This is a genomic window from Pseudomonas sp. BF-RE-22, from assembly GCF_019956155.1.
In the GTDB taxonomy this organism is placed as follows: domain Bacteria; phylum Pseudomonadota; class Gammaproteobacteria; order Pseudomonadales; family Pseudomonadaceae; genus Aquipseudomonas; species Aquipseudomonas migulae.
The window spans coordinates 20,546-45,584 of the sequence record NZ_JAHBDD010000036.1 but is presented as its reverse complement, the minus strand read 5'-3'; the positions used below and the strand labels follow the sequence as shown (position 1 = coordinate 45,584).

Here is a 25,039-nt window from a genome sequence, read left to right as displayed (position 1 = left end):
TTGCTGGCGATGGCGATGCTGAAGACGCCATCGCCAGCAAGCCGGCTCCTACAGGTCGGTGGGCATCCTCAGGAATAGCGTCTGAAAACGACCTCCATCTGTACTGAAAGCGCTACAGCGGAACGATATCGATACACCCGCTTCGGATCACCGCTGCACAAGGCTTTGATCCACCTATACTTTTTTGTTCGCACTCGACTGTAGCGATTTCGCTACACCGATAAAAAAACCATCCTCAAAACAAACTCCTAACCAATTGATTTATAACAACAAAATCAAATTGGCCGCGAAATTGCTTAGTAACCACTCATAAATCAGGGCTTACGCCCAAGCATTCAATCGCGTCCACCAGACGAGTCTGGCCCCCTTAGGAGTTTCCATGAGCGAATTGCGTTTTACTGAAGATCACGAATGGCTGCGTACCGAAGCTGATGGCTCCGTCACCGTCGGCATCACCGCTTTCGCGCAGAACGCCCTGGGCGACGTGGTTTTCGTACAACTGCCTGAGCTGCAGTCCTACGACAAAGGCGCAGAAGCCGCCACCGTGGAATCGGTAAAAGCCGCCAGCGGCGTGTACATGCCACTCGACGGTGAAGTGCTGGAAGTGAACCCGGCGCTGGACAGCAGCCCGGAACTGGTCAACGAAGATCCGCTGGGCGAAGGCTGGTTCTTCCGCTTCCAGCCAACTGACGCCTCGGCTGTCGCCAAACTGCTGGATCAGGACGCCTACGACCGTCTGATCAAAGCCAACGCCGAAGCCTGAGGAGCACGCACATGACTCAAATCAATCTGAGCACTGCCAACGAATTCATCGCGCGCCACATCGGCCCGCGTTCCGGCGATGAGCAAGCGATGCTCAACAGCCTCGGTTTCGACTCGCTGGAAGCCCTGAGCGCCAGCGTCATTCCGGACAGCATCAAAGGCACCAGCGTGCTCGGTCTTGAAGACGGCCTGAGCGAAGCCGACGCCCTGGCGTTGATCAAAGGCATCGCGGCCAAGAACCAGCTGTTCAAGACTTACATCGGCCAGGGCTACTACGGCACCCACACACCGTCGCCGATCCTGCGCAACCTGCTGGAAAACCCGGCCTGGTACACCGCCTACACCCCGTACCAGCCAGAAATCTCCCAGGGCCGTCTCGAAGCGCTGTTGAACTTCCAGACCCTGATCAGCGACCTGACCGGTTTGCCGATCGCCAACGCCTCGCTGCTCGACGAAGCCACTGCCGCCGCCGAAGCCATGACCTTCTGCAAGCGCCTGAGCAAGAACAAAGGCAGCCACGCGTTCTTCGCCTCCGTGCATTGCCACCCGCAAACCCTCGACGTGCTGCGCACCCGTGCCGAGCCGTTGGGCATCGACGTAGTCGTCGGCGACGAGCTTGAACTGACTGACGTGACGCCGTTCTTCGGCGCCCTGCTGCAATACCCGGCCAGCAACGGTGACGTCTTCGACTACCGCGCACTGACCGAGCGTTTCCACGCTGCCAACGCACTGGTTGCCGTCGCTGCCGACCTGCTGGCCCTGACCGTGCTGACCCCGCCGGGCGAGTTCGGTGCCGACGTCGCCATCGGCAGCGCACAACGCTTCGGCGTGCCGCTGGGCTTCGGTGGCCCGCACGCGGCTTACTTCTCTACCAAAGATGCGTTCAAGCGCGACATGCCGGGCCGTCTGGTCGGTGTCTCCGTGGACCGTTTCGGCAAGCCGGCCCTGCGCCTGGCCATGCAGACCCGCGAACAACACATCCGTCGCGAGAAGGCCACCAGCAACATCTGCACCGCGCAGGTTCTGCTGGCCAACATCGCCAGCATGTACGCCGTGTATCACGGCCCGAAAGGCCTGACGCAGATTGCCAACCGCATTCATCACCTGACCGCGATCCTCGCCAAGGGCTTGAGCGCACTGGGCCTGACCGTCGAGCAAGCCAGCTTCTTCGACACCCTGACCCTGAACACCGGCGCCAACACCGCCAAACTGCATGACAAGGCGCGAGCGCAGCAGATCAACCTGCGCGTAGTCGATGGCGAGCGTCTGGGCCTGTCCCTCGACGAAACCACTTCGCAAGCTGACGTCGAAACCCTGTGGGCCTTGTTTGCCGACGGCAAAGCACTGCCGGACTTCGCTGCCATCGCAGCGGCAGTGGTCAGCGCGATCCCGGCTGCACTGGTTCGCCAATCGCCGATCCTCAGCCACCCGGTGTTCAACCGTTATCACTCGGAAACCGAGCTGATGCGCTACCTGCGCAAGCTCGCCGACAAGGACCTGGCCCTGGATCGCACCATGATCCCGCTGGGTTCGTGCACCATGAAACTCAACGCCGCCAGCGAAATGATCCCGGTGACCTGGGCTGAGTTCGGTGCCCTGCACCCGTTCGCCCCAGCCGAACAAAGCGCCGGTTACCAGCAACTGACCGACGAACTGGAAGCGATGCTCTGCGCCGCCACCGGTTACGACTCGATCTCGCTGCAACCGAACGCCGGTTCCCAAGGTGAATACGCCGGTCTGCTGGCCATTCGTGCTTACCACCAGAGCCGTGGCGAAGACCGTCGCGACATCTGCCTGATCCCGTCGTCCGCCCACGGCACCAACCCCGCTACCGCCAACATGGCTGGCATGCGTGTAGTCGTGACCGCCTGCGACGCCCGTGGCAACGTCGACATCGAAGACCTGCGCGCCAAGGCCATCGAGCACCGCGAACACCTCGCTGCGCTGATGATCACTTACCCGTCGACCCACGGCGTGTTCGAAGAAGGCATCCGCGAAATCTGCGGCATCATTCATGACAACGGCGGCCAGGTGTACATCGACGGCGCCAACATGAACGCGATGGTCGGCCTCTGCGCGCCGGGCAAGTTCGGCGGCGACGTGTCCCACCTGAACCTGCACAAAACCTTCTGCATCCCTCACGGTGGTGGCGGCCCGGGCGTCGGCCCGATCGGCGTGAAATCGCACCTGACCCCGTTCCTGCCGGGCCACGCCCAGATGGATCGCAAGGAAGGCGCGGTCTGCGCGGCACCGTTCGGCAGCGCGAGCATTCTGCCGATCACCTGGATGTACATTCGGATGATGGGTGGCGCGGGTCTCAAGCGCGCTTCGCAACTGGCGATCCTCAATGCCAACTACATTTCCCGTCGCCTCGAAGAGCACTATCCAGTGCTGTACACCGGCAGCAACGGCCTGGTTGCGCACGAGTGCATCCTCGACCTGCGTCCGTTGAAAGACAGCAGCGGCATCAGCGTCGATGACGTTGCCAAGCGCCTGATCGACTTCGGCTTCCACGCCCCGACCATGTCGTTCCCGGTCGCCGGCACGCTGATGATCGAGCCGACCGAAAGCGAATCCAAGGAAGAACTGGACCGCTTCTGCGACGCCATGATCCGCATCCGCGAAGAAATCCGCGCAGTGGAAAACGGCACCCTGGACAAGGACGACAACCCGCTGAAAAACGCCCCGCACACTGCAGCGGAACTGGTCGGCGAGTGGTCCCATCCGTACAGCCGTGAGCAAGCGGTGTACCCGGTTGCTTCGCTGATCGAAGGCAAATACTGGCCGCCGGTCGGTCGCGTCGACAACGTCTTCGGTGATCGCAACCTGGTTTGCGCTTGCCCGTCGATCGAAAGCTACGCTTGATCTATAGGGGGCGGACTCTCTCGCCCCACTAGGACGCCACAAAACCCCGTAGGAGCGAGGCTTGCCCGCGAAGAGGCCATCAAGGTCGCCAAAAGCTTCGCGGGCAAGCCTCGCTCCTACGGGGTCGCGGTGCTCCTCATAACAAGAAACCGGAGAACAACCATGTCGTTAAGCGTGTTCGACCTGTTCAAGATTGGCATCGGCCCCTCCAGCTCCCATACCGTCGGCCCGATGCGCGCTGCTGCGCGTTTCGTCGAAGGTTTGCGCCGTGAAGGGCTGCTGGCCGCCACCACCTGCGTCAAAGTCGAGCTCTACGGCTCGCTCGGCGCCACCGGCAAGGGCCACGGCAGCGACAAGGCTGTGCTGCTCGGACTGGAAGGTGAACACCCGGACACCGTTAACACCGAAACCGTCGCCGCCCGTCTGCAAGACATTCGTGGCAACGGTCGCTTGAACCTGCTCGGCGAACACAGCATTGCGTTCAACGAGAAAGAACACCTGGCGATGATCCGCAAACCGCTGGCCTATCACCCCAACGGCATGATCTTTCGCGCGTTCGACGCGGCGGGCCTGCAGATCCGCAGCCGCGAGTACTACTCGGTCGGCGGCGGTTTCGTCGTCGATGAAGACGCCGCCGGCGCCGACCGCATCGTCGAAGACGCCACTCCCCTGACCTTCCCGTTCAAAAGCGCCAAGGACCTGCTCACTCATTGCACCACCTACGGTCTGTCCATCAGCCAGGTGATGCTGACCAACGAAAGCGCCTGGCGCCCGGAAGCAGAAACCCGCGCCGGTCTGCTGAAAATCTGGCAAGTGATGCAGGATTGCGTCGACGCCGGTTGCCGCAACGAAGGCATCCTGCCCGGCGGTTTGAAGGTCAAGCGGCGGGCGGCAGCGCTGCATCGGCAACTGTGCAAAAACCCCGAATCGTCGCTGCGCGATCCGCTGTCGGTGCTGGACTGGGTCAACCTGTATGCCCTGGCGGTCAACGAAGAAAATGCCAATGGCGGGCGCGTGGTCACCGCGCCTACCAACGGTGCAGCGGGCATCGTCCCGGCAGTTTTGCACTACTACATGCGCTTCATCCCCGGCGCCAACGAAGACGGCGTCGTACGTTTCCTGCTGACGGCTGCCGCCATCGGCATTCTCTATAAAGAAAACGCCTCGATCTCCGGCGCTGAAGTCGGTTGTCAGGGTGAAGTCGGCGTGGCCTGTTCGATGGCGGCCGGCGCGTTGTGCGAAGTGCTTGGCGGCACCGTGCAGCAAGTGGAAAACGCCGCCGAAATCGGCATGGAACACAACCTCGGCCTGACCTGCGACCCGATCGGCGGGCTGGTGCAAGTGCCTTGCATCGAGCGCAACGCCATGGGTTCGGTGAAAGCCATCAATGCCGTGCGCATGGCCCTGCGTGGCGACGGTCAGCACTTCGTCTCCCTCGACAAAGTCATCCGCACCATGCGCCAGACCGGTGCCGACATGAAAAGCAAATACAAGGAAACCGCCCGTGGCGGTTTGGCGGTCAACATTATCGAGTGCTGATGCGCGCTCACTGCATCTGCACACTTTTTCAGGAGCTGGATATGTCCACCGAACAACTGTTGAAAACCCCGTTGCACGCACTGCACATCGAACTCGGCGCCCGCATGGTGCCGTTTGCCGGCTATGACATGCCGGTGCAGTACCCGCTGGGCGTCATGAAGGAACACCAGCACACCCGTGATCAGGCCGGGCTGTTCGATGTTTCGCACATGGGCCAGATCCGCCTGACCGGCGCCAATGCCGCCAAGGCCCTGGAAACCCTGGTGCCGGTGGACATTATCGACCTGCCGGTGGGCATGCAGCGCTACGCCATGTTCACTAACGAGACGGGCGGCATCCTCGATGACCTGATGGTCGCCAACCTCGGTAACGACGAACTGTTCCTGGTGGTCAACGCGGCCTGCAAGGATCAGGACCTCGCGCACCTGCGCAAACACATCGGCGACCAATGCACCATCGAGCCGCTGTTCGAAGAACGCGCACTGCTGGCTCTGCAAGGTCCGGCCGCCGTCACGGTGCTCGCGCGCCTGGCGCCGGAAGTGGCGAAAATGACGTTCATGCAGTTCGCCCGCGTGAAGTTGCTGGGCGTGGACTGCTTTGTCAGCCGCTCGGGTTACACCGGCGAAGACGGTTTCGAAATCTCCGTGCCGGCAGCCAATGCCGAAGCGTTGGCCCGTGCCCTGCTGGCCGAACCGGAAGTTGCGGCCATTGGCCTGGGCGCTCGTGATTCGCTGCGCCTGGAAGCCGGCCTGTGCCTCTACGGCCACGACATGAACACCGACACCACTCCGATTGAAGCGAGCCTGCTGTGGGCCATCTCCAAGCCTCGACGTGCCGATGGCGCGCGGGCCGGCGGTTTCCCTGGCGCTGAAACCGTGTTCGCCCAGCAGCAAGCCGGTGTCAGCCGCAAGCGTGTAGGCCTGTTGCCGCAGGAACGCACACCCGTGCGCGAGGGCGCAGAGATCGTCAACGAAGCAGGCGACATCATCGGTAGCGTTTGCAGCGGTGGTTTCGGTCCGACTTTGAGCGGTCCTTTGGCCATGGGTTACCTCGACAGCGCATACATCGCCATCGACACACCTGTGTTCGCAATTGTTCGTGGGAAAAAGGTGCCTTTGCTTGTAAGCAAAATGCCATTCGTTGCACAACGCTACTATCGTGGTTGATTGACTGTTTCTATAAGTAACGCGGTTGCGTTAACAGTGCACTAATGTGTAACGCAACCGCCATAAAAGAGTGCAAGCTTTCGTTTATGAACCCTGCTTATAACAATCGAAAGCAATTGAACCACCGCATCGAATAAGCTGGAACTAGTGAACACACTTATGGCCAGAAACCTGAGTAAAACCGGGCTTCTCACGGGGCTTGTTTTTTCTCCCGTAGTTGGCGTAGAGTTTGTTCACTGTGTTTGCATGGGTCGCTTGGAATCGTGACCTGGGCAGTAGCCTACAAGTTAGCTACATCCCGTTCGGCGTCTTCTTACTCTCCCTGCAACCAGCCCCAGTACTCTTTCATGAGAAAGAGACTGTCATTAATTTTTGCGTCAAAGGAAATAAGAAATGTCCCAACGTCAGAGCGGTACCGTCAAGTGGTTTAACGACGAGAAAGGTTTTGGTTTTATCACTCCAGAAAGCGGTCCGGATCTGTTCGTGCATTTCCGCGCTATTCAGGGCAACGGCTTCAAGAGCCTGAAAGAAGGCCAGAAAGTGACCTTCATCGCCGTGCAAGGCCAGAAAGGCATGCAGGCTGACGAAGTACAAGCAGAAGCCTAACCTTCTGTAACGAAAAAGCCCCTGATGCTGACATCAGGGGCTTTTTTGTGCGCGTAAATCCGTAAAATGGCTTCTTTTTCCGTCGAGAGCCCTGCCATGTCGAAACACCTGCTCACCCCTCAGGGCGACTTTCCCGCCGCGACCCTGGGCCGTCGCCTGGCAGCGATGTTCTATGACTTTCTGTTGTGCACTGCTCTGTTGATCGTCACCAGCGGCCTCTACAAGATGATCCAGATGGCGATCATCGGCGAAGACAAAATGCGTACCCTGACCGAAGCCGGCGCACTGGACGGTGATCCGTTGCTGTCGACGGTGTTGTTGTTCGTGCTGTTCGGCTTCTTCGCCAAGTTCTGGACCTGGTCCGGGCAGACCCTGGGCATGCAGGTTTGGTGCATCCGCGTGCAGAACGCCGATGGCTCATCCATCAGCCTGTGGCAGGCGCTGCTGCGCTTTGTCGTGTCGATCGCATCCTTGCTGTGTGTCGGCCTTGGATTCATCTGGTCGCTGTTCGACAAACAGAAACGCAGCTGGCATGACATCTATTCAGGCACCCAACTGGTGCGGATCCCGAAGAAAACCAAATAATCGGATAGCGTAAAACCATTGTGGGAGCGAGCCTGCTCGCTCCCACAGGTTTTTCAATTTGCCTGACAGCTATCAGGCGTTCCCGGCCAGCCTCATCCGCGCAGCCTGAGTGAAGTCGAGCATCCGCTTCAACGGGCGAATCGCCTGAGGAATCAGCGCCGGATCGACAAAGATCTCGTTCGCCCCTTCTTTCAAGGCCTTCAGCGTGCGCTCAAGCGTATTCATCGCCATCCACGGGCAGTGCGCGCAACTGCGACACGCCGCGCCGTTACCCGCTGTTGGCGCCTCGATGAACACCTTGTCCGGGCACAACTGCTGCATCTTGTAGAAGATGCCACGGTCGGTGGCAACGATTAGCGTCTTGTTCGGCAGGCTCTGCGCCGCTGCGATCAACTGACTGGTGGAACCGACAGCGTCCGCCAGCTCGATCACTGAGGTCGGTGATTCCGGGTGCACCAGAATCGCCGCGTCCGGATACAGCGCTTTCATGTCTTCGAGCTGCTTGGACTTGAACTCTTCGTGAACGATGCAGGCCCCGTCCCACAGCAACATGTCCGCACCGGTCTGGCGCTGAATGTAGGTGCCCAGGTGCTTGTCCGGGCCCCAGATGATCGTTTCGCCGTTATCCATCAGGCTTTCGACGATCTCCAGAGCGCAGCTTGATGTAACAACCCAGTCCGCCCGGGCCTTGACCGCCGCCGAGGTGTTGGCATACACCACCACGGTACGTTCCGGGTGCTGATCGCAGAACGCCGAGAACTCGTCCACCGGGCAACCCAGGTCCAGCGAACAGGTCGCTTCCAGGGTCGGCATCAGCACACGTTTTTCAGGGTTGAGGATTTTGGCGGTTTCGCCCATGAATTTCACACCGGCAACCACAACGGTCTTGGCCGGGTGAGCATTGCCGAAGCGGGCCATCTCCAGCGAGTCGGAGACACAGCCTCCGGTTTCTTCAGCCAGGGCTTGAATAACCGGATCACAATAAAAGTGCGCAACCAGCACTGCGTCCTGAGCCTTGAGCTCGGCGGCGATGGCAGCACGGTAATAGGCTTCCTCCTCGACCGTCAGCGGCTTGGGCTGCTTGGCATCGAGGTGGGCTTGAACCAGAAGGCGTTCGGAAATCTGCGTCATGTTCGCAAGACCTGCAGGCGCATTCGCGCGAAAGTCGAGTATACACCCGGCTCCGGACCACTTGAGGGTACCGCCGGGAGAGTGAGTATCATCAGGCACGGACAGCGTGAAGCTGCGCAAGGCTACAGAATATCGTGCGGATGCAAAAGATGATTCTGACCTGCGTCATGGGGAGAAGCCCTGAACCGGGCAGACCATAAATCGCAGGCAAAAAAAAATCCGGAAATCCTCACTTGCGTGGGCCTTCCAGACTTTTAAAACTGCTACAAAAATGGTGGGTCGTGTGGGATTCGAACCTACGACCAATTGGTTAAAAGCCAACTGCTCTACCAACTGAGCTAACGACCCGCTGTGTGGTGGCGCGTATAATACTGATTTTTAAGGACTATTCAACACCTAATTTGAAATAAATCAAAAATAAGGTGTTGGATCGCTGATTCCGGCTGCTGCAAAGCCTTCCGCACGCAGTCGGCAGCTGTCGCATTTGCCGCACGCGTAGCCCTTATCGTCCGCCTGATAGCAGGAAACGGTCAGACCGTAATCGACGCCCAGCTTCACGCCCGCCTGGACGATCTGCGCCTTGCTCAGGTTTTGCAGGGGTGCCTGAATGCGGAAGCCATTGCCTTCGACACCGGCCTTGGTCGCCAGATTGGCCATGCGCTCGAAGGACTCGATGAACTCAGGACGGCAATCCGGATAGCCGGAGTAATCGACAGCGTTAACGCCAATGAAGATGTCGCGCGCCCCGAGCACTTCGGCCCAGCCTAGCGCCAGGGACAGAAACACGGTGTTGCGAGCAGGCACGTAAGTCACAGGGATGCCTTCACCTGCCTCTTCCGGCACATCAATGCTGCTGTCGGTCAGTGCCGAGCCACCGATGCCGTTCAGGTTCAAACCGATGACCTTGTGCTCGACCACACCCAAGTCCCGGGCAACACGTTCAGCGGCGTGTAATTCGGCATGAGACCGCTGACCGTAATCGAAGCTCATCGTGTAGCAGCTGTAGCCTTCAGCGCGAGCCATGGCCACGACCGTCGCCGAGTCGAGGCCGCCGGACAGCAGGATGACCGCACGTTTTTCAGCAGTATTCGTTTGTTCAGTCATGTCAGCGCCCCGGCTCGTCATTCCAAAGATATTTATGCAGCTGCAGTTGCAGACGTACTGGCAGGTTGTCCGCCACTACCCAGTCAGCCAGATCCCGAGCATTCAGGTCATGGTGGCTTGGCGAGAACAGCACTTCACCGGCTCGGCGATCCAGACCGTACTGAATCAGCTTCGACACGGCCCAGTCGTAGTCTTCCCGCGAGCAGATGACAAACTTCACCTGGTCGTTGGGGGTGAGCAGCTCGATGTTCTCATAGCGGTTGCGGTGCGCTTCCTTCGAACCTGGGGTTTTCAGGTCGACAACGCGACTCACGCGTGAATCTACCGCCGAGATATCAAGCGCACCACTGGTTTCCAGTGACACTTCGTAACCGGCGTCGCACAACTGCTTAAGCAATGGGATGGCATTGGGTTGCGCCAGCGGCTCTCCGCCGGTGACACACACATAACGCGGGCGGAAACCGGCCACTTGCTCGAGGATGTCGTCGAGCGTTCGGACAGTGCCGCCAGTGAACGCATAGGCGCTGTCGCAGTATTGGCAACGCAATGGGCAACCGGTCAGGCGCACAAATACTGTGGGCAGCCCGGCAGTCCGCGTTTCCCCCTGCAACGAGTAGAAAACTTCGGTGATTCTCAATGTGTCTTGCATAGTCGCCACGGGCGTAACAGCTAAACAGGCTGTCCGCCTCCGTCAGCACTTCAAGGAACCTCGCCAACGCGCAGGCCCCAAAAAGCGTATTTCATAAAAAGGGCGTGAATTCTAACGAAAAAACCCGCGACAAGCGCGGGTTTCTTCGAAATGGGTCAAGCAGGCTTACATGCGTTGCAGATCGCGTTGGGCCAGCTGAGCGGCGGAAGTGCCCGGATATTGGGACACAACCTGTTGCAGAATGCCTTTTACCTTGTCGGGATGACCGAGGCGGCGTTCTACATCAGCCAGCTTGTACAGCGAATCAGGCACTTTGTTGTGCTTTGGGTACAGCTGCGAAACCTTGGCAAATGCCTGACCTGCACCTTGCAGATCGCCTTTGGCCAGGTTTACTTCGCCCAACCAGTACTGGGCATTGCCCGCGTATTGGCTGTTCGGGTATTTGCGCAGGAAAGCGGAGAAAGCCTGACTGGCTTTGTCGAAATCCTTGGCCTTGATCAAGTCGAAGGCTGCATCGTAATACAGTTTTTCCTTCGCTGGATCCGCCGGTTCGCTACCCGCGGCCGGAGCCTGAGCGGCTGCCGCCCCTGCAACCGCTGCTGCGCCGGGGGCATTCAGATCGCCACCGGCAGAAGAATTCTCAGGAGTCGCGGCTGGTGCAACGCCGGTTCCTATGCGCCGATCAAGATCCTGGTATCGCTCCAGGTTTTCCTGCTTCATGCGCGCTACATCATTTTGCAGAACTTCAATCACACCTTGTTGGCGCGAGATCTGCTCCTGCATCGATTGCAGTTGGTTGAACAGCTCGCCCTGTGCCGAGACAGGGGCCGAAACCCCTCCCCCGGCATAGGCGCCGTTCGTACCGTAACCCGCAGGCGGATAACTACTCCCGCTATTGTTATAGCCGGAGTCATTATCGACCACAGGAACCGCAGCCCACACCGCAAGCGGTGCGAGGCTGAGAGCCAAAACAGTTACAGCACGACGGCACGTTCGCATGACGAATTACTTACGCAGTTCGACGCGACGGTTTTGAGCCCAGGACTGCTCGTCGTTGCCGGTAGCAACTGGACGCTCTTCGCCGTAGGAAACCAGTTCCAGCTGAGCTGGGGAAACACCTTGCAGTACCAGGTAGCGTTGAACGGCTTTCGCACGACGCTCGCCCAGTGCCAGGTTGTACTCACGAGTACCACGTTCGTCGGTGTTGCCTTCCAGAACAACGCGAGCGCCGTTTGCTTTCAGGTCTTTGGCGTGAACGTCCAGAGCGCGCATGGCTTCTGGCTTCAGGTCCGAGCTATCGTATTCGAAGTAGAAGGTGGTGATTGCGCGCAGAGCAGCTTCTTCGCTCAGGGAGCCATCAACGGCACCAGTGTTAGCGCCGTAACCAGCGTTTGGATCAACAGCGCCTTCACCGGCGTTGTCGCCGCCTTTGGACGAGCAACCTACAGCTACAGCCATGGCCAGAGCCAGCGCAGCAAATTTACCAAACTTCAGCATTTCCATCGTGAAACTCCTAATGAACCCCAGTGTGTTAAGTACAACGTGTAGCGCCGCGTCAGTTCAGGTAAGGGGACCAGGAAGGTTCTCTGACTTCGCCTTGTGCGGTAGGAAGCGGGAGCCTTACGCGTCCATTAATGGACACGAGCATCAAGACTCCCCGGCCCTGCTGGCGGGTGGCGTAGATTACCATGGTGCCGTTGGGCGCAACAGTAGGCGACTCGTCCAGAGTGCTATCAGTGAGGATTTTTACGCTTCCGCGCTGCAAATCCTGGGCCGCCACCTTGAAATTAGTGAAGCCATCCTGGCGGTGAATCATCACCAGGGTCTTTTCATCAGCCGAAAGCTTCGGGTTGGCGTTGTAGTTGCCGATGAAAGTCACACGCTCCGCACCACCGCCACTGGCGCTGGTTTTGTAGATTTGTGGCTTGCCGCCACGGTCGGAGGTGAAATAAAGGGTATTACCATCCTTGCCCCAGAACGGTTCGGTGTTGATGCCAGGACCGTTGGTAACACGGGTCAGCTGACGCGAACCCAGGTTCATCACATAGATATCCGGGTTACCGTCTTTCGACAGTACCAACGCCAGGCGATTGCCATCCGGCGACCAGGCTGGCGCGCCATTCAGGCCTTCGAAGTTGGTGATCTGCTCACGGCGACCGGTGTCGATGTTCTGCATGAAGATGCGCGGACGCTTCTGCTCGAACGACACATAAGCGATGCGCTTGCCATCCGGTGCAAAACGCGGCGACAGGATCGGCTCGCGCGATTGCAGCAGGGTCACGGCACGGGCACCGTCATAGTCAGAACGTTGCAGCGTGTAGCGCGTGTTCTTCTCGGAGAACCGCTCTGCAGTCACGTACAGCAGACGTGTCGAGAACGCACCTTTGATACCGGTGAGTTTTTCGAACGACTGGTCCGCGATGTAGTGCGACATGTCACGCAGTTGATCAACGCTGCCCGACACGCTGCCGGTCAGCACTTGCTGTTCGGTGGCGACGTTGAACAGAGCGTATTGAACCTGCAGGCGACCGCCCGCCGGAGCAATGCTGCCGACCATGACGTACTGGGCGCCGAGCGCCTTGAAGTCACGGAAGATGATTTCGCTGGCCTGGCTCGGCTGGCTGATCATGTTCTGCTTTGGAATCGGCGAGTAGTAACCCGAGTTGCGCAGGTCGTTACCGATGATTTCGGCCATGTCGTCCGGCAACACGCTGCCGCCCTGGTTGCCAAACGGTACGACGGCGATCGGAGTAGCCCGATCGCTGCCGCTGGTGACCAGAATGTTTTTTTCATCTGCCGTCGCAATCCCTGCCAGGCAGCAGATCACGACAAGCATTCCTCGAAGAAGGTTTCTCACAAGGCTAGATCCTCAGGTGTGAATGTCATCTTGAATGAACGATACGGAGCGAAATCACTCGGCTTCATTCCCTGCATTTCTGTCAAACGTCCAATATTCTTGACCGCAGCAACTGCCGACGCGTCAAACGGACCGTCACCACTGGACTTGGACACGCTGACCGAAGTCACCGTACCGTCCGGCAACATGCCGATTTGCAACACGACCGTCATGCCTTTGCGTGCCGAAGGTGGACGAGCCCAGCCTTCCGCTGCACGAGCACGAATCAGGTCATCGAAACTGCCGGCGACTTCGTCACCCTGCTCATCCGCCAAGGCCTGCTGACGCTGAGGCGTGTCGGAAAGCAAATCTGCCAGGGCCTGAGCCTTTTTCTCTTCGGCGGATTTACGTGCCGCTTCCTGCGATTTCTTTTTCGCAGCATCGGCAGCAGCTTTCTTCTTCGCATCTTCGGCGACTTTCTTCTTCGCCTCTTCAGCTTCAGATTTCTTCTTGGCGTCTTCCGCGGCTTTCTTCTTCGCGTCTTCGACGATCTTCTTCTTGGCTTCTTCAGCGGCCGCTTTCTTGGCCTCTTCTTCAGCAGCCTTCTTGGCTTCTTCTTCAGACTTCTTCTTGGCTATATCAGCCAATTGTTTCTCTTCAGCCTTTTTGGCCTCGGCGGTCTTCTTCGCTTCATCGGCTTTTTTGGCTTCATCAGCCTTTTTAGCCTCTTCCGCTTTCTTGGTCTCGTCGGCCTTCTTGGATTCTTCGGCTTTTTGAGCCGCGTCTTCCTTCTTTTGTTCCGCAGCCTTGATCGCTTCCTGCTCGATCAACTTCTGTTCCATCTGCTCGACTTCGGTCTGGCGCGCGGCGGATTTCTTCGCCTCACCCGCAATCTTCTGATTGGTCTGGGTGGTCGCCTGGCTTTTCGACTTCAGTTGGTACAGGGTCGCCTGGACAATCGGCTTGGCCGGCGGCAGCTCCGGTGTGAAGGCAAAACTGACGAACAGCATGCCGAAAACCAGCACGTGCAAGACAATCGCCAGGACACTAGGCCAGAAGTAGCTTTCCGAGGCGGATGGCTCTCGCATTTGCTGCATCAGGGTGCCTCGGTAATCAAGCCAACATTACCGACCCCGGCCTTCTGCAATCCGCCCATGGCACCCATGACGGAACCGTAATCGACGGTTTTGTCGCCGCGGATGAACACCTGGGTACGTTTGCCGCCTTCAGTCCCGGCGCGAATGATCTTGGTCACCGCATCAGTCATCTGAGGCAAGGTCATTGCCCTGTCCTGCTGCTTTTCAGTGTCGACTTCGCTGCCAAGGTTCCAGTAGTAGGTCTTGTCAGCCTTGATCGAAATGGTCAGGACCTGGGTGTTGTTGTCCTGCGGCAAGGCTTCGCTGGAAACCTTGGGCAGATCAACTTTCACGCCCTGATTGAGCATCGGCGCGGTCACCATGAAGATGACCAGCAGTACCAGCATCACGTCGATGTAAGGCACTACGTTCATCTCGGCAACCGGCTTGCGCTTTTTGCGAGCTCGAGCGATTAAAGCCATTGGAAATTACCTGCTTATTCTTCGCTGGTGTGCACTTTGCGGTGCAGGATCGCCTGGAATTCATCGGCGAAGGTGTAGTAACGGCCGATCAGCGTTTCGCTGCGAGCGGCAAAACGGTTGTAAGCGATAACGGCAGGGATGGCGGCGAACAGGCCGATCGCAGTTGCAATCAGTGCCTCGGCGATACCTGGAGCCACAGTGGCCAGGGTCGCTTGCTGGGCAGTTGCCAGGCCACGGAAGGAGTTCATGATGCCCCAGACCGTACCGAACAGACCGATGTAAGGGCTGACGGAACCGACGGTGGCGAGGAACGGCAGGCTTTGCTCGAGCTTTTCTTCTTCGCGGGAGATGGCGACGCGCATGGCGCGGGCCACGCCTTCCATGACCGCTTCCGGGTCAACGCCTGGCTGCTGACGCAGACGGGAGAATTCCTTGAAGCCGGCACGGAAGATCTGCTCGACGCCCGAATCCGGGTCCGGGTTGCTGCCGGCCTGACGGTACAGTTTGGACAGGTCGATACCCGACCAGAAGCGCTCTTCGAAGCTCTCCAGGGCGCGTCGACCGGCGCGCAGCAAGTTGCTGCGCTGAAAGATCATGATCCATGAGGTCACCGATGCGGCTACCAGGATCAGCATTACCAGTTGCACCACGATACTGGCATTGCTGACCAGGCTCCACATGGAGGAATGGTCGACGACGTTAGCTTCCACGCTTTATCTCCTGCTTTGAGTGTGTACCCGCGCCGCTCACGTCGGCAAAGGCCGCACGTAGAGCTTCGGGAATGGCCCGGGGTTTTAAACTTTCAGTGCGCACACAGGCCACCAAAAACTGCCCTTCACAGAGCAGCGCATTATCCGTGGCTCGCCTGACCTGCTGTTTAAAGCGCAGGCTGACACGGTTCAATTCGATTACTTCAGCGCTTACCAGTAGCTCGTCGTCCAGTCGCGCCGGCGCGTGGTAACGCGCTTCGCTGGAATGCACGACAAACAACAGGTCCTCCCCTGCCAGCTGGGATTGGGCAAAGCCCAGCTCCCGGAGCCGCTCGGTTCGAGCCCGTTCCATAAACTTGAGGTAATTAACGTAATACACGATGCCGCCCGCATCGGTGTCCTCGTAATAAACGCGACAACGATGTGCGAAAGGCTCAAGCCCGTTTTGCGCGCGCATACTCTAGTGCTTACTCCTCAGGTTGCCAATCCGGCCAGGCAACTGTTTTTCATTGATCTGCGGCTTTCTCGCGAAAGTACGGTCCTGGGACAGCACAATGCCCGAAAAATAAGCGCGCAAAGATTAATTAATCGTCCACTGCATCAAGGAACTCGTCTACCACGGGCATCTCGCCCAATCGTGACGGAATGTTTAAACCAAAGTGCAGGTACGCATGCCGGGTGACCACCCGCCCCCGCGGCGTGCGCATGATGTAGCCCTGCTGGATCAGATACGGTTCCAACACGTCTTCAATAGTGTGACGTTCTTCGCTGATCGCGGCGGCCAGACTGTCGACCCCCACCGGTCCACCGTCGAACTTCTCGATCATGGTCAGCAGCAGACGCCGGTCCTGGTGATCGAAGCCACGCTCGTCGACATCCAGCAGATTCAAGGCGAGATCGGCAATCGGTTTGGTGATGTGGCCCTTGGCGCGAACTTCGGCGAAATCACGCACCCGGCGCAACAGTCGGTTGGCGATCCGCGGAGTGCCACGAGCCCGGCGGGCGATTTCGAATGCGCCTTCGGGATCCAGTGGCAAGCCAAGAATGTTCGCCGAACGGCTGACAATCGTCGCCAGGTCGGCGGTGCTATAGAACTCAAGACGCTGGACGATGCCGAAGCGGTCGCGCAACGGGTTGGTCAGCATGCCGGCGCGCGTCGTCGCCCCCACCAGCGTGAACGGCGGCAGATCCAGCTTGATCGAACGGGCAGCCGGGCCCTCGCCGATCATGATGTCGAGCTGGAAATCTTCCATGGCCGGGTACAGCACTTCTTCGACAATCGGCGACAACCGATGGATTTCGTCGATAAACAGCACGTCGTGCGGCTCGAGGTTGGTCAGCAGCGCAGCCAGGTCACCCGGACGCTCCAGAACCGGGCCCGAGGTACTTTTGATCGACACACCCATTTCCTGGGCGATGATGTTGGCCAGGGTGGTTTTACCCAGGCCCGGCGGGCCGAAGATCAAAGTGTGGTCCAGGGATTCGTTACGCCCACGGGCCGCCTGGATGAACAGCTCCATTTGCTCGCGAACGGTCGGCTGGCCAATGTATTCGGCCAGACTGACAGGACGAATCGCCCGATCCTGGACTTCCTCGCGGTCGCGCGGGCCCGGCGTGGCGGCTATCAGACGATCAGCTTCAATCACTTAGATCATTCCCTTCAGGGCACGGCGAATCATGTCTTCACTGCTCAAACCTTTCTCCTTGATCGCGGAAATCGCCTTGCTGGCTTCCTGCGGCTTGTAGCCCAGGGAAATCAGCGCGCTGACGGCGTCATTTTCCGCGGTGGCGACCGGCGCAATATCCGGCCCGCCTGGCTGGTTTGGCACCAGGGCAAACATCGCCGGCACAGTTTCCCACGCCTTGAAGCGATCCTTGAGTTCCACCAGCAAACGCTCGGCGGTCTTCTTGCCCACGCCCGGCACCTTGGTCAGGGCCGAGGTGTCCTGGGACTGCACGCAACGTACCAGTTCATCGACTTCCAGACTCGACATCAACGCCAGGGCCAATTTCGGCCCTACACCATTGAGACGGATCAACTCGCGAAAAAAGTCTCGCTCACGTTTGCTGGCAAAACCATAGAGTAACTGCGCGTCTTCGCGTACGACCAAATGGGTGTGCAACGTCAGCGGTTCACCGACCGACGGCAAGCGATACAGCGTGGTCATGGGCACTTCAAGCTCATACCCCAGACCGTTTACATCCAGAATCAGGTGCGGCGGCTGTTTCTCAGCCAGTGTGCCGCGCAAGCGTCCAATCACGTTTCAGATCCTTGAGCGTTGGCCAGTTCGGTGGCTGGCGACTGACAGAACAAGGGTGTTGCGCCGACAACACAGGCACAAAACCCTCATTCCGTAAAAATGACTGCTGATGCTATCAGAGACGCAGGCGCCCGCCACGACTGCGTGCCGTGCCCAGACCATGAGGCAACAGGCTGGAGCGGGTGTGAGCATGGCAAATGGCAATGGCCAGGGCGTCCGAGGCATCGATTTGCGGTTTGCTGGTGAGCTTCAACATGTGCATCACCATCATTTGCACCTGCTCTTTATTCGCCGCGCCGGTCCCGGTTACTGCCTGTTTGACCTGGGTGGCCGTGTATTCGGCGATTTCCAGATTCTCTTCGGCACCGGCAACGATTGCCGCGCCTCGGGCCTGACCGAGTTTCAGCGCGGAGTCGGCGTTGCGCGCCATGAACACCTTTTCGATGCCCATGGTCACCGGGCCGTAGGTCTGGATGACTTCACGCACGCCGCGATAGACGATTTGCAAACGCTCATGCAACTCGCCGGAACCGGTACGAATACAGCCCGACGCCACGTACACGCAGCCACGCCCGGTATCGCGTACCACGCCATAGCCGGTGATGCGCGAACCGGGGTCGATACCAAGAATTAAAGTCATAACGCCTGCGGGTTGTAATGAATGTGCGTGGCGAACCCACAACACTGTAGGAGCGAGCCTGCTCGCGATGGACGTTAACGATAACGCGCCACACCTGAATTAGCGCGGCGCTCTCAGGTTTTTCGCGAGCAGGCTCGCTCCTACAGGGGACACCTTCAGCCGAGCTGTGCGGCCACCGACTCGGGGATATCCGCGTTGGAATAGACGTTCTGCACGTCATCCAGGTCTTCGAGCATGTCGATCAGCTTGAGGACTTTCTCGGCGCCTTCCAGGTCCAGTTCGGCACTGGTGGTCGGCAGCATGACGATTTCCGCGTCATCACCTTTGAAACCGGCGGCTTCCAGAGCGTTACGCACGGAGTAGAAACCGGCGAACGAGGTGAACACGTCAATGGAGCCGTCTTCGTTCGTGACCACGTCATCGGCGTCGGCTTCCATCGCCGCTTCCATCAAGGCGTCTTCATCCACACCCGGCGCGAAGGAAATCTGCCCTTTGCGCTCGAACAGATAAGCCACGGAACCGTCGGTACCCAGGTTACCGCCGCACTTGCTGAACGCATGGCGAACAGCCGCTGCGGTGCGGTTGCGGTTGTCGGTCATGCACTCGACCATCACCGCCACGCCACCCGGGCCGTAGCCTTCGTAGGTCAGCTCGACCATGTCATCAGTGTCGGCAGCACCGGCACCGCGAGCCACCGCGCGATCGATGATGTCGCGGCTCATGTTCGCGCCCAGCGCCTTGTCCAGGGCCAGTCGCAGACGCGGGTTGGAGCCCGGATCACTGCCGCCCTGACGGGCAGCAACGGTCAGTTCACGAATCCACTTGGTGAAAATCTTGCCCTTCTTGGCATCCTGACGTTCTTTGCGGTGCTTGATGTTCGCCCACTTGGAATGACCCGCCATAACTCGCTCCGAATTCTCTTTGAAACATTGCCCGCCACACACGAAGTGCCGGCCAGCAAACAAAAAATCTCGACCTGAAGAAAAGGCGCATCCCATGAGGATGCGCCTTCAGGGTCAGCCTTACTCAGCCTTTGGCGTTTCGCGCAGACGAATGTGCAGTTCGCGCAATGCCTTGGCATCAACCACACCCGGTGCTTGCGTCATCACGTCGGCAGCACTCTGGGTTTTCGGGAAGGCGATCACTTCACGGATCGACTGGGCGCCGGTCATCAGCATCACCAGACGGTCCAGACCGAAGGCCAGACCACCGTGCGGCGGCGCGCCGTATTTCAGGGCGTCGAGCAGGAAGCCGAATTTCTCTTCCTGTTCCGCTTCATTGATACCCAGCAGGCGGAATACCGTCTGTTGCATTTCCTTGCGGTGGATACGGATCGAACCGCCACCCAGCTCGGTACCGTTCAGAACCATGTCGTAGGCACGGGACAGGGCGGTCGCCGGGTTGGCTTCCAGCTCTTCCGGGGTGCATTTCGGCGCAGTGAACGGGTGGTGCAAGGCAGTGAAGCTGCCGTCGTCGTTTTCTTCGAACATCGGGAAGTCGACGACCCACATTGGCGCCCACTTGCAGGTCAGCAGGTCCAGGTCGTTACCCACCTTGATCCGCAGTGCACCCAGGGCTTCGCTGACGATCTTGGCTTTGTCGGCACCGAAGAACACGATGTCGCCATCCACTGCGCCAACGCGATCGAGGATCACGTTGAGGTTGGCTTCAGGGATGTTCTTGACGATTGGCGACTGCAGGCCTTCAACGCCTTTGGCGCGCTCGTTGACCTTGATGTACGCCAGGCCCTTGGCACCGTAGATGCCGACGAACTTGGTGTAGTCGTCGATCTGCTTGCGCGGCATGCTCGCTGCGCCAGGAACACGCAGGGCAGCGATACGGCATTTCGGATCGTTGGCCGGGCCACTGAAGACCTTGAAGTCGACTTCTTTCAGTTGATCGGCAACGTCCACCAGTTCCAGCGGGTTACGCAGGTCAGGCTTGTCGGAACCGTAACGACGCATGGCCTCTTCGAAGGTCATGTGCGGGAATTCACCGAATTCCAGATCCAGCACTTCCTTGAACAGGTTGCGGATCATGCCTTCGGTGAGGCCCATGATGTCTTTTTCATCGAGGAAGCTGGTTTCGATGTCGATCTGGGTGAATTCAGGCTGACGGTCGGCACGCAGGTCTTCGTCGCGGAAGCACTTGGCGATCTGGTAGTAACGGTCGAAGCCGGCCACCATCAGCAGCTGCTTGAACAGCTGTGGCGATTGCGGCAAGGCGAAGAACGAACCGGCGTGAGTACGGCTCGGCACCAGGTAGTCACGTGCGCCTTCAGGGGTGGCACGGGTCAGGATCGGCGTTTCGACGTCGAGGAAACCGTTCTCGTCGAGGTAACGACGGATGCTGGTGGTCATGCGCGAACGCAGACGCAGCTTCTCGGCCATTTCCGGGCGACGCAGGTCAAGGAAGCGATAGCGCAGTCGGGTTTCTTCGCCCACTTCGGAGTATTCGTTGAGCGGGAACGGCGGGGTTTCCGATTCGTTCAGTACTTCCAGCTCGTAGCCCAGCACTTCGATCATGCCCGACGCCATGTTGGCGTTGCCGGCACCGGCCGGACGCAGGCGGACCTTGCCGGTCACTTTAACCACGTATTCGCTGCGCACGCGGTCGGCGGCGGCGAAGGTTTCAGCGCGATCCGGGTCGAACACCACCTGGGCCAGACCGTCACGATCACGGATATCGAGGAAAATCACCCCACCGTGGTCACGGCGACGGTGAACCCATCCGCAAAGGGTAATTTCCTGGCCTTCCAGGCTTTCGTTCAGTTGGCCGCAATAATGGCTGCGCATCATGGTAGTGGTTTCACTTCTCGTAATTCGAAATTCGGTTAGAGGCCTTGCACACGGGATGGTGCAAGAGCTCGCACGTGTCGTTCAACTCAGGTTCCAGACCCTAGTCGGCTTTATCGCCGCCGGCCAGGTTCTTCTTGGAACCGGTCTTGAAATCGGTTTCGTACCAGCCGGTGCCGCTAAGGCGGAAGCCCGGCATGGACAGCATCTTCTTGAGCTCTGGCGCCTGGCAGGCAGGGCAGTCGACCAGCGGTGCTGCGCTGATCTTTTGAATGGCTTCCAACTGATGACCACAGGAAGCACATTGATAGTCGTACATCGGCATGGGGGTTGTCTCGGCGATCAGATTGCTACCGCGCACGCTGGGTTTTGCGGCAAAGAGCGGGATTATATCCATTAAATGCAGCCTGTGCAGCCGTAAGACTGCACAGACTGACACACGATGCATTCCGCCATCACGGCGAGGCCATGACGACGCAACTCCCTTCCTTCAGGCTGTGCACAACGCAGACAACCCGCACCAGCCCGCTGAAATTCTTCACCCCGCCGTGACGCAAATGCACTTCTCGATCCACGTGAGACAACAACGCACTGACCGAACAGCAATTGATCCTGGCCATTTCCCCCAAAATATCCCAATACACCTGCTCAAGCCGCAAGCAGGTGGCAAAGCCATTCAAGCGTACGGATCGGGATAATGGCTGGGCCAGGCCCATATCGAACTCACTGACAAACGGATCGATCCTTACATCCTTGAATGAACCGTTCCTCCCCTCGCTTCGCCTGTCTTCATAAACCATACCGTTGACACTCCTTTGCCATCCCTGGTTCTTATAAGAGTCATGCTGTGATTCTTATAAAAGCGCAGGCGCAAAGTTATATCCAGATGACTTTTTGACCATCCACGTAGGATAAGCCAACAACTGAAGGCGGATCATGGAGACCGTCCTAGTCCGGACAAATTCCTACACCTACTGGCGCAAGATCATTCAACGAAGAGAGGCCGAAACGACAGCGCGCGGATAACACCTGCAAGGCTCCATCCGCGCACTGAACGCGTTACTCATCCAGCAAGGCGCGCAACATCCATGCGGTTTTCTCGTGAACCTGCATACGCTGGGTCAACAAATCCGCCGTGGGCTCGTCGCTGACTTTGTCGAGCAGGGGAAAGATCCCCCGCGCCGTACGCGTGACGGCCTCCTGCCCTTCGACCAGTTGCTTGATCATGCCTTCTGCGCTGGGCACGCCCGGCTCCTCCTTGATAGAAGAAAGGCGCGCATAAATGGAATAGGCACCCGGAGCAGGAAAGCCCAGCGCGCGAATGCGCTCGGCAATCGAATCGACCGCCAGGGCCAACTCGTTATATTGCTCCTCGAACATCAGGTGCAGGGTCCGAAACATGGGACCGGTGACATTCCAGTGGAAATTATGGGTTTTCAAATAAAGTACATAAGTGTCCGACAGCAGACGCGAAAGTCCGTCGACGATGGACTTGCGATCCTCTTCACTGATACCGATATCGATTGCCATGCTTTTCCCCTAAAGGTGATCAAATTCATCCGACAGGTGCAGGACCACTCTAGCAAGCCTGTCGCCACACCGCAGGCGGGAATGCCCCCGCTCCCTGCGACATATCGCCCCTGATGCACCGCTGGACTCCCTGATTTGAGTAGCCGCAAGCTTTGCTGTTAAATAGGCAGTGTGTCGCAAAGCCCTATTTTTCCGGGCGTTGCGCATAGGCTGATAACGAGTACGTGCCCAACGCCTCTTATTGTTCTGAAGCGAACCGTGCTCTATCAGCTCTTCCTTGTGATCCGTCTTAACGTGAGTTAATCAAAATGTTGAAAATCGTCCACCTGCTAATGGGCGCAGCGGCCCTGCTGCTGTCCTTCATCCCTAGCCTGCGATCCGAAGCTGTTCCTTACCTGCAACAACCCGATGCGCTTTACCTGGCCTTTTTCGGCCTGCTCAACCTTACCCTCGCACCTGTAATCCCTTACTGGAACAAAGGCCCGCGTCATCAACTGCAAAACCTGGTCAGCGCCCTGCTGGTTCTGACTGTCGTATTGCAAACCCTGACGCTGCTCGCGCCGATGCCTGTCATCGCCGGTCAACCTGCCGTACTGTTCAGCCTGGTGGCAGCCCTGATCGCCGTGCTTCTTCATCTGGCCATCAGCTTCTACAAATCTTCACCGGCCACCGCTTCGCCAAGCTATGACATGACCAACCGCGATACCGGCACCGTGAAGTGGTTCAACACTTCCAAAGGCTTCGGGTTTATTTCCCGTGATTCCGGCGATGATATTTTCGTGCATTTCCGGGCCATTCGTGGCGAAGGTCATCGCGTCCTGGTCGAAGGCCAGCGCGTGGAGTTCTCCGTCATGAATCGTGACAAGGGCCTGCAAGCCGAAGACGTGATCGCCGCTCTTCCGCGACGCTGATTCAAGGCTAAAAAAAACCGCGAACAGCCAGGCTGCTCGCGGTTTTTTTACGCCTGCATGTTCAGTAATGCGGCGGTGGCGCTTCTTCTTCGAACGTTTCGAACTGGCCGGCCATTTCCTCCTGGCGCTTGAGCAAGGCTGCCATTTGCAGTTGCAGACGCTCTACGGCACGCTGCTGCGTCGCCAGCACATCGCTCAATGCCTGGATGGTGTCATCCTGAAAGGCCAGCTGGCTCTCCAGATCGGTAACGCGTTCTTCCAGGCTCATGATTCAACCCTCCAGAAACGTAAAATCATCGGTCAACACCAGACGCAGCCGCTCGCGAATCACCGCGATCTGCTCTGCACTGTAAGGCTTCGCCGGGTGCTTGCCCCAGACCGGGGCTGGCCAGGCGGCATCCTCACGCTTGCGCACAATCACATGCATGTGCAACTGACTGACGACGTTACCCAGAGCCGCGACGTTCAATTTGTCCGCGTCGAACGAGTCCTTGAGCATTTCCGCCAGCGCAGTCGTTTCCTTCCAGAGCTGCACCTGATCAGCGACATCCAACTGAAATATCTCGCTGATATCGTCGCGACGAGGTACCAGGATGAACCACGGGTAGTTCGAATCATTGGACAACAGCAGCCGGCTGAGCGGGAAATCCCCGATCGGTAACGTGTCTTGTTGAAGTCGTGGATCTAAAGCGAACACTGCGCGCACTCCCGTCTAATCATCATTTTCAGCTTAGCGCCCCTCCACGCAGGACGACGCACCAAGCGACAGGACGGCAGCATACCTGTGAACACCACCGCCTTCACGACGAACCACGGCCGAAGGCCCATCGAAATTCGAGCGACCTGCAGAATGCGCGCCCCGACATGAGACATTTTTCGCAAGGGCGCACCATTACAGAACCGATGATCATGCAAAAAATGCTGAAATGACTGACAGACAACGACCTGTTCGCAATCACTCAGCAGTCATGCTGTATGAATTCAGTACAGCGATTAAAATTTTTTGCACCAAAACCGCACAGTGCGTCTACGCTAAGTGCGTCGGGTATCCGCCAATTACCCACTGGCGGGGTGAACCGGTAACGTTTTTGTTTGTCACGCAGTCGGCCAGGAGGGCGCAACACGATGCAAACCGTGGCGTCAAGCCCCATTAAAAGGTGCTTGTAACCCCCGGTTTTATGAGGTTTTTACGGTAACACGCAGGCGTTCAGAAAAAAAAACAGCAGTTTTCTGATTTGTGCACGCTTGTTGCATTCACACTCACATCGCCTGCAATGCAACCACTGGAAGTGGAAGCCTTCAGGCAAATAAAAACAGTGGCAGGGTTGCCCGATGGAGATTCAAACGTTTCACCAGGGACTCTTTTTACCGATGCTCACGCCTTGGAAAAC

Annotated in this window: 27 protein-coding genes and 1 tRNA gene; 7 read left to right on the top strand and 21 right to left on the bottom strand. The window is 58.3% G+C overall.

Translation table 11 applies throughout. The features are described 5' to 3' along the window. The first annotated feature begins 379 nt into the window (after window positions 1-379). The 6 genes from gcvH to KGA82_RS18590 all read left to right on the top strand — a co-directional run bounded on the left by gcvH (window position 380) and on the right by KGA82_RS18590 (window position 7,523). Window positions 380-763, top strand: a complete 384-nt coding sequence (gene gcvH, locus KGA82_RS18615) for a glycine cleavage system protein GcvH (RefSeq protein WP_008027813.1) — start codon at window positions 380-382, stop codon at window positions 761-763. An 11-nt stretch (window positions 764-774) separates the two neighbouring features. After that, window positions 775-3,627, top strand: coding sequence for an aminomethyl-transferring glycine dehydrogenase (gene gcvP, locus KGA82_RS18610; protein WP_008038654.1), 2,853 nt, complete (start codon window positions 775-777; stop codon window positions 3,625-3,627). A gap of 162 nt (window positions 3,628-3,789) precedes the next feature. Beyond that, window positions 3,790-5,166, top strand: a complete 1,377-nt coding sequence (locus tag KGA82_RS18605; protein ID WP_008038656.1) for an L-serine ammonia-lyase — start codon at window positions 3,790-3,792, stop codon at window positions 5,164-5,166. Between the two features lie 41 nt (window positions 5,167-5,207). Then, entirely contained in the window at window positions 5,208-6,332 is a 1,125-nt protein-coding gene (gene gcvT / locus KGA82_RS18600) for a glycine cleavage system aminomethyltransferase GcvT (protein WP_223451742.1), read from the top strand. 393 nt (window positions 6,333-6,725) lie between these two features. Beyond that, window positions 6,726-6,938: a cold-shock protein gene (locus KGA82_RS18595; RefSeq protein ID WP_007977299.1), complete on the top strand. Its 213-nt coding sequence runs from the start codon at window positions 6,726-6,728 to the stop codon at window positions 6,936-6,938. Window positions 6,939-7,034: 96 nt separating this feature from the next. Continuing rightward, entirely contained in the window at window positions 7,035-7,523 is a 489-nt protein-coding gene (locus KGA82_RS18590) for an RDD family protein (RefSeq protein WP_008027804.1), read from the top strand. 72 nt (window positions 7,524-7,595) lie between these two features. Here the strand turns inward: KGA82_RS18590 and nadA are convergent, their stop codons facing one another. The 19 genes from nadA to KGA82_RS18495 form a co-directional block, all read right to left on the bottom strand. Then, the gene (gene nadA, locus KGA82_RS18585) at window positions 7,596-8,654 is read right to left on the bottom strand and encodes a quinolinate synthase NadA (RefSeq protein WP_223451740.1); all 1,059 of its coding nucleotides are present in this window, start codon (window positions 8,652-8,654) and stop codon (window positions 7,596-7,598) included. A 272-nt stretch (window positions 8,655-8,926) separates the two neighbouring features. Then, window positions 8,927-9,002, bottom strand: a tRNA-Lys gene (locus tag KGA82_RS18580). 63 nt (window positions 9,003-9,065) lie between these two features. Continuing rightward, a complete protein-coding gene (gene queC / locus KGA82_RS18575; RefSeq protein WP_008038671.1) occupies window positions 9,066-9,758 on the bottom strand; it encodes a 7-cyano-7-deazaguanine synthase QueC in 693 nt (230 codons plus the stop codon). 1 nt (window position 9,759) lies between these two features. Beyond that, the gene (gene queE, locus KGA82_RS18570; RefSeq protein ID WP_192229105.1) at window positions 9,760-10,407 is read right to left on the bottom strand and encodes a 7-carboxy-7-deazaguanine synthase QueE; all 648 of its coding nucleotides are present in this window, start codon (window positions 10,405-10,407) and stop codon (window positions 9,760-9,762) included. A 165-nt stretch (window positions 10,408-10,572) separates the two neighbouring features. Further along, window positions 10,573-11,406, bottom strand: a complete 834-nt coding sequence (gene ybgF / locus KGA82_RS18565) for a tol-pal system protein YbgF (RefSeq protein WP_223451739.1) — start codon at window positions 11,404-11,406, stop codon at window positions 10,573-10,575. A gap of 6 nt (window positions 11,407-11,412) precedes the next feature. Continuing rightward, window positions 11,413-11,910, bottom strand: coding sequence for a peptidoglycan-associated lipoprotein Pal (gene pal, locus KGA82_RS18560; RefSeq protein ID WP_008027793.1), 498 nt, complete (start codon window positions 11,908-11,910; stop codon window positions 11,413-11,415). A gap of 52 nt (window positions 11,911-11,962) precedes the next feature. Then, window positions 11,963-13,264: a Tol-Pal system beta propeller repeat protein TolB gene (tolB, locus tag KGA82_RS18555; RefSeq protein ID WP_032832453.1), complete on the bottom strand. Its 1,302-nt coding sequence runs from the start codon at window positions 13,262-13,264 to the stop codon at window positions 11,963-11,965. Further along, complete coding sequence (tolA, locus tag KGA82_RS18550) at window positions 13,261-14,340, bottom strand: cell envelope integrity protein TolA (RefSeq protein ID WP_008038679.1); 1,080 nt, start codon at window positions 14,338-14,340, stop codon at window positions 13,261-13,263. Before tolA ends, tolB begins: the two co-directional genes overlap by 4 nt. Beyond that, the gene (tolR, locus tag KGA82_RS18545) at window positions 14,340-14,792 is read right to left on the bottom strand and encodes a protein TolR (RefSeq protein WP_161806672.1); all 453 of its coding nucleotides are present in this window, start codon (window positions 14,790-14,792) and stop codon (window positions 14,340-14,342) included. Before tolR ends, tolA begins: the two co-directional genes overlap by 1 nt. 23 nt (window positions 14,793-14,815) lie before the next feature. Beyond that, complete coding sequence (tolQ, locus tag KGA82_RS18540; RefSeq protein WP_008027789.1) at window positions 14,816-15,511, bottom strand: protein TolQ; 696 nt, start codon at window positions 15,509-15,511, stop codon at window positions 14,816-14,818. Further along, window positions 15,501-15,968, bottom strand: coding sequence for a tol-pal system-associated acyl-CoA thioesterase (gene ybgC, locus KGA82_RS18535; protein ID WP_008027788.1), 468 nt, complete (start codon window positions 15,966-15,968; stop codon window positions 15,501-15,503). Before ybgC ends, tolQ begins: the two co-directional genes overlap by 11 nt. A gap of 127 nt (window positions 15,969-16,095) precedes the next feature. Further along, the gene (gene ruvB / locus KGA82_RS18530) at window positions 16,096-17,157 is read right to left on the bottom strand and encodes a Holliday junction branch migration DNA helicase RuvB (RefSeq protein WP_008027785.1); all 1,062 of its coding nucleotides are present in this window, start codon (window positions 17,155-17,157) and stop codon (window positions 16,096-16,098) included. After that, the gene (gene ruvA, locus KGA82_RS18525; protein WP_008027783.1) at window positions 17,158-17,772 is read right to left on the bottom strand and encodes a Holliday junction branch migration protein RuvA; all 615 of its coding nucleotides are present in this window, start codon (window positions 17,770-17,772) and stop codon (window positions 17,158-17,160) included. It lies immediately after the preceding gene. 115 nt (window positions 17,773-17,887) lie between these two features. Beyond that, window positions 17,888-18,412: a crossover junction endodeoxyribonuclease RuvC gene (gene ruvC, locus KGA82_RS18520; RefSeq protein WP_019693260.1), complete on the bottom strand. Its 525-nt coding sequence runs from the start codon at window positions 18,410-18,412 to the stop codon at window positions 17,888-17,890. A 155-nt stretch (window positions 18,413-18,567) separates the two neighbouring features. After that, window positions 18,568-19,314 carry a YebC/PmpR family DNA-binding transcriptional regulator gene (locus tag KGA82_RS18515; RefSeq protein WP_008043322.1) on the bottom strand — a complete coding sequence of 249 codons (747 nt, stop codon included), beginning with the start codon at window positions 19,312-19,314 and terminating at the stop codon, window positions 18,568-18,570. Window positions 19,315-19,434: 120 nt separating this feature from the next. After that, window positions 19,435-21,210 (bottom strand): aspartate--tRNA ligase, encoded by a 1,776-nt coding sequence (gene aspS, locus KGA82_RS18510; RefSeq protein WP_008029229.1) that lies wholly within the window; start codon window positions 21,208-21,210, stop codon window positions 19,435-19,437. Between the two features lie 100 nt (window positions 21,211-21,310). Continuing rightward, window positions 21,311-21,532, bottom strand: coding sequence for an FmdB family zinc ribbon protein (locus tag KGA82_RS18505; protein ID WP_010457489.1), 222 nt, complete (start codon window positions 21,530-21,532; stop codon window positions 21,311-21,313). Window positions 21,533-21,662: 130 nt separating this feature from the next. Then, complete coding sequence (locus KGA82_RS18500; protein ID WP_223451736.1) at window positions 21,663-22,007, bottom strand: ribbon-helix-helix domain-containing protein; 345 nt, start codon at window positions 22,005-22,007, stop codon at window positions 21,663-21,665. A 259-nt stretch (window positions 22,008-22,266) separates the two neighbouring features. Beyond that, on the bottom strand, window positions 22,267-22,737 hold the full coding sequence (locus KGA82_RS18495) for a Dps family protein (protein WP_008029233.1): 471 nt from the start codon (window positions 22,735-22,737) through the stop codon (window positions 22,267-22,269). Window positions 22,738-23,045: 308 nt separating this feature from the next. Here KGA82_RS18495 and KGA82_RS29390 point away from each other — a divergent pair, with 308 nt between their 5' ends. After that, the gene (locus KGA82_RS29390; protein ID WP_008029235.1) at window positions 23,046-23,648 is read left to right on the top strand and encodes a cold-shock protein; all 603 of its coding nucleotides are present in this window, start codon (window positions 23,046-23,048) and stop codon (window positions 23,646-23,648) included. A gap of 61 nt (window positions 23,649-23,709) precedes the next feature. Here the strand turns inward: KGA82_RS29390 and KGA82_RS18485 are convergent, their stop codons facing one another. After that, window positions 23,710-23,916, bottom strand: a complete 207-nt coding sequence (locus tag KGA82_RS18485) for a SlyX family protein (protein ID WP_008029236.1) — start codon at window positions 23,914-23,916, stop codon at window positions 23,710-23,712. Between the two features lie 3 nt (window positions 23,917-23,919). Continuing rightward, window positions 23,920-24,345, bottom strand: a complete 426-nt coding sequence (locus KGA82_RS18480; RefSeq protein ID WP_008029239.1) for an HIT domain-containing protein — start codon at window positions 24,343-24,345, stop codon at window positions 23,920-23,922. Window positions 24,346-25,039: the final 694 nt, after the last annotated feature.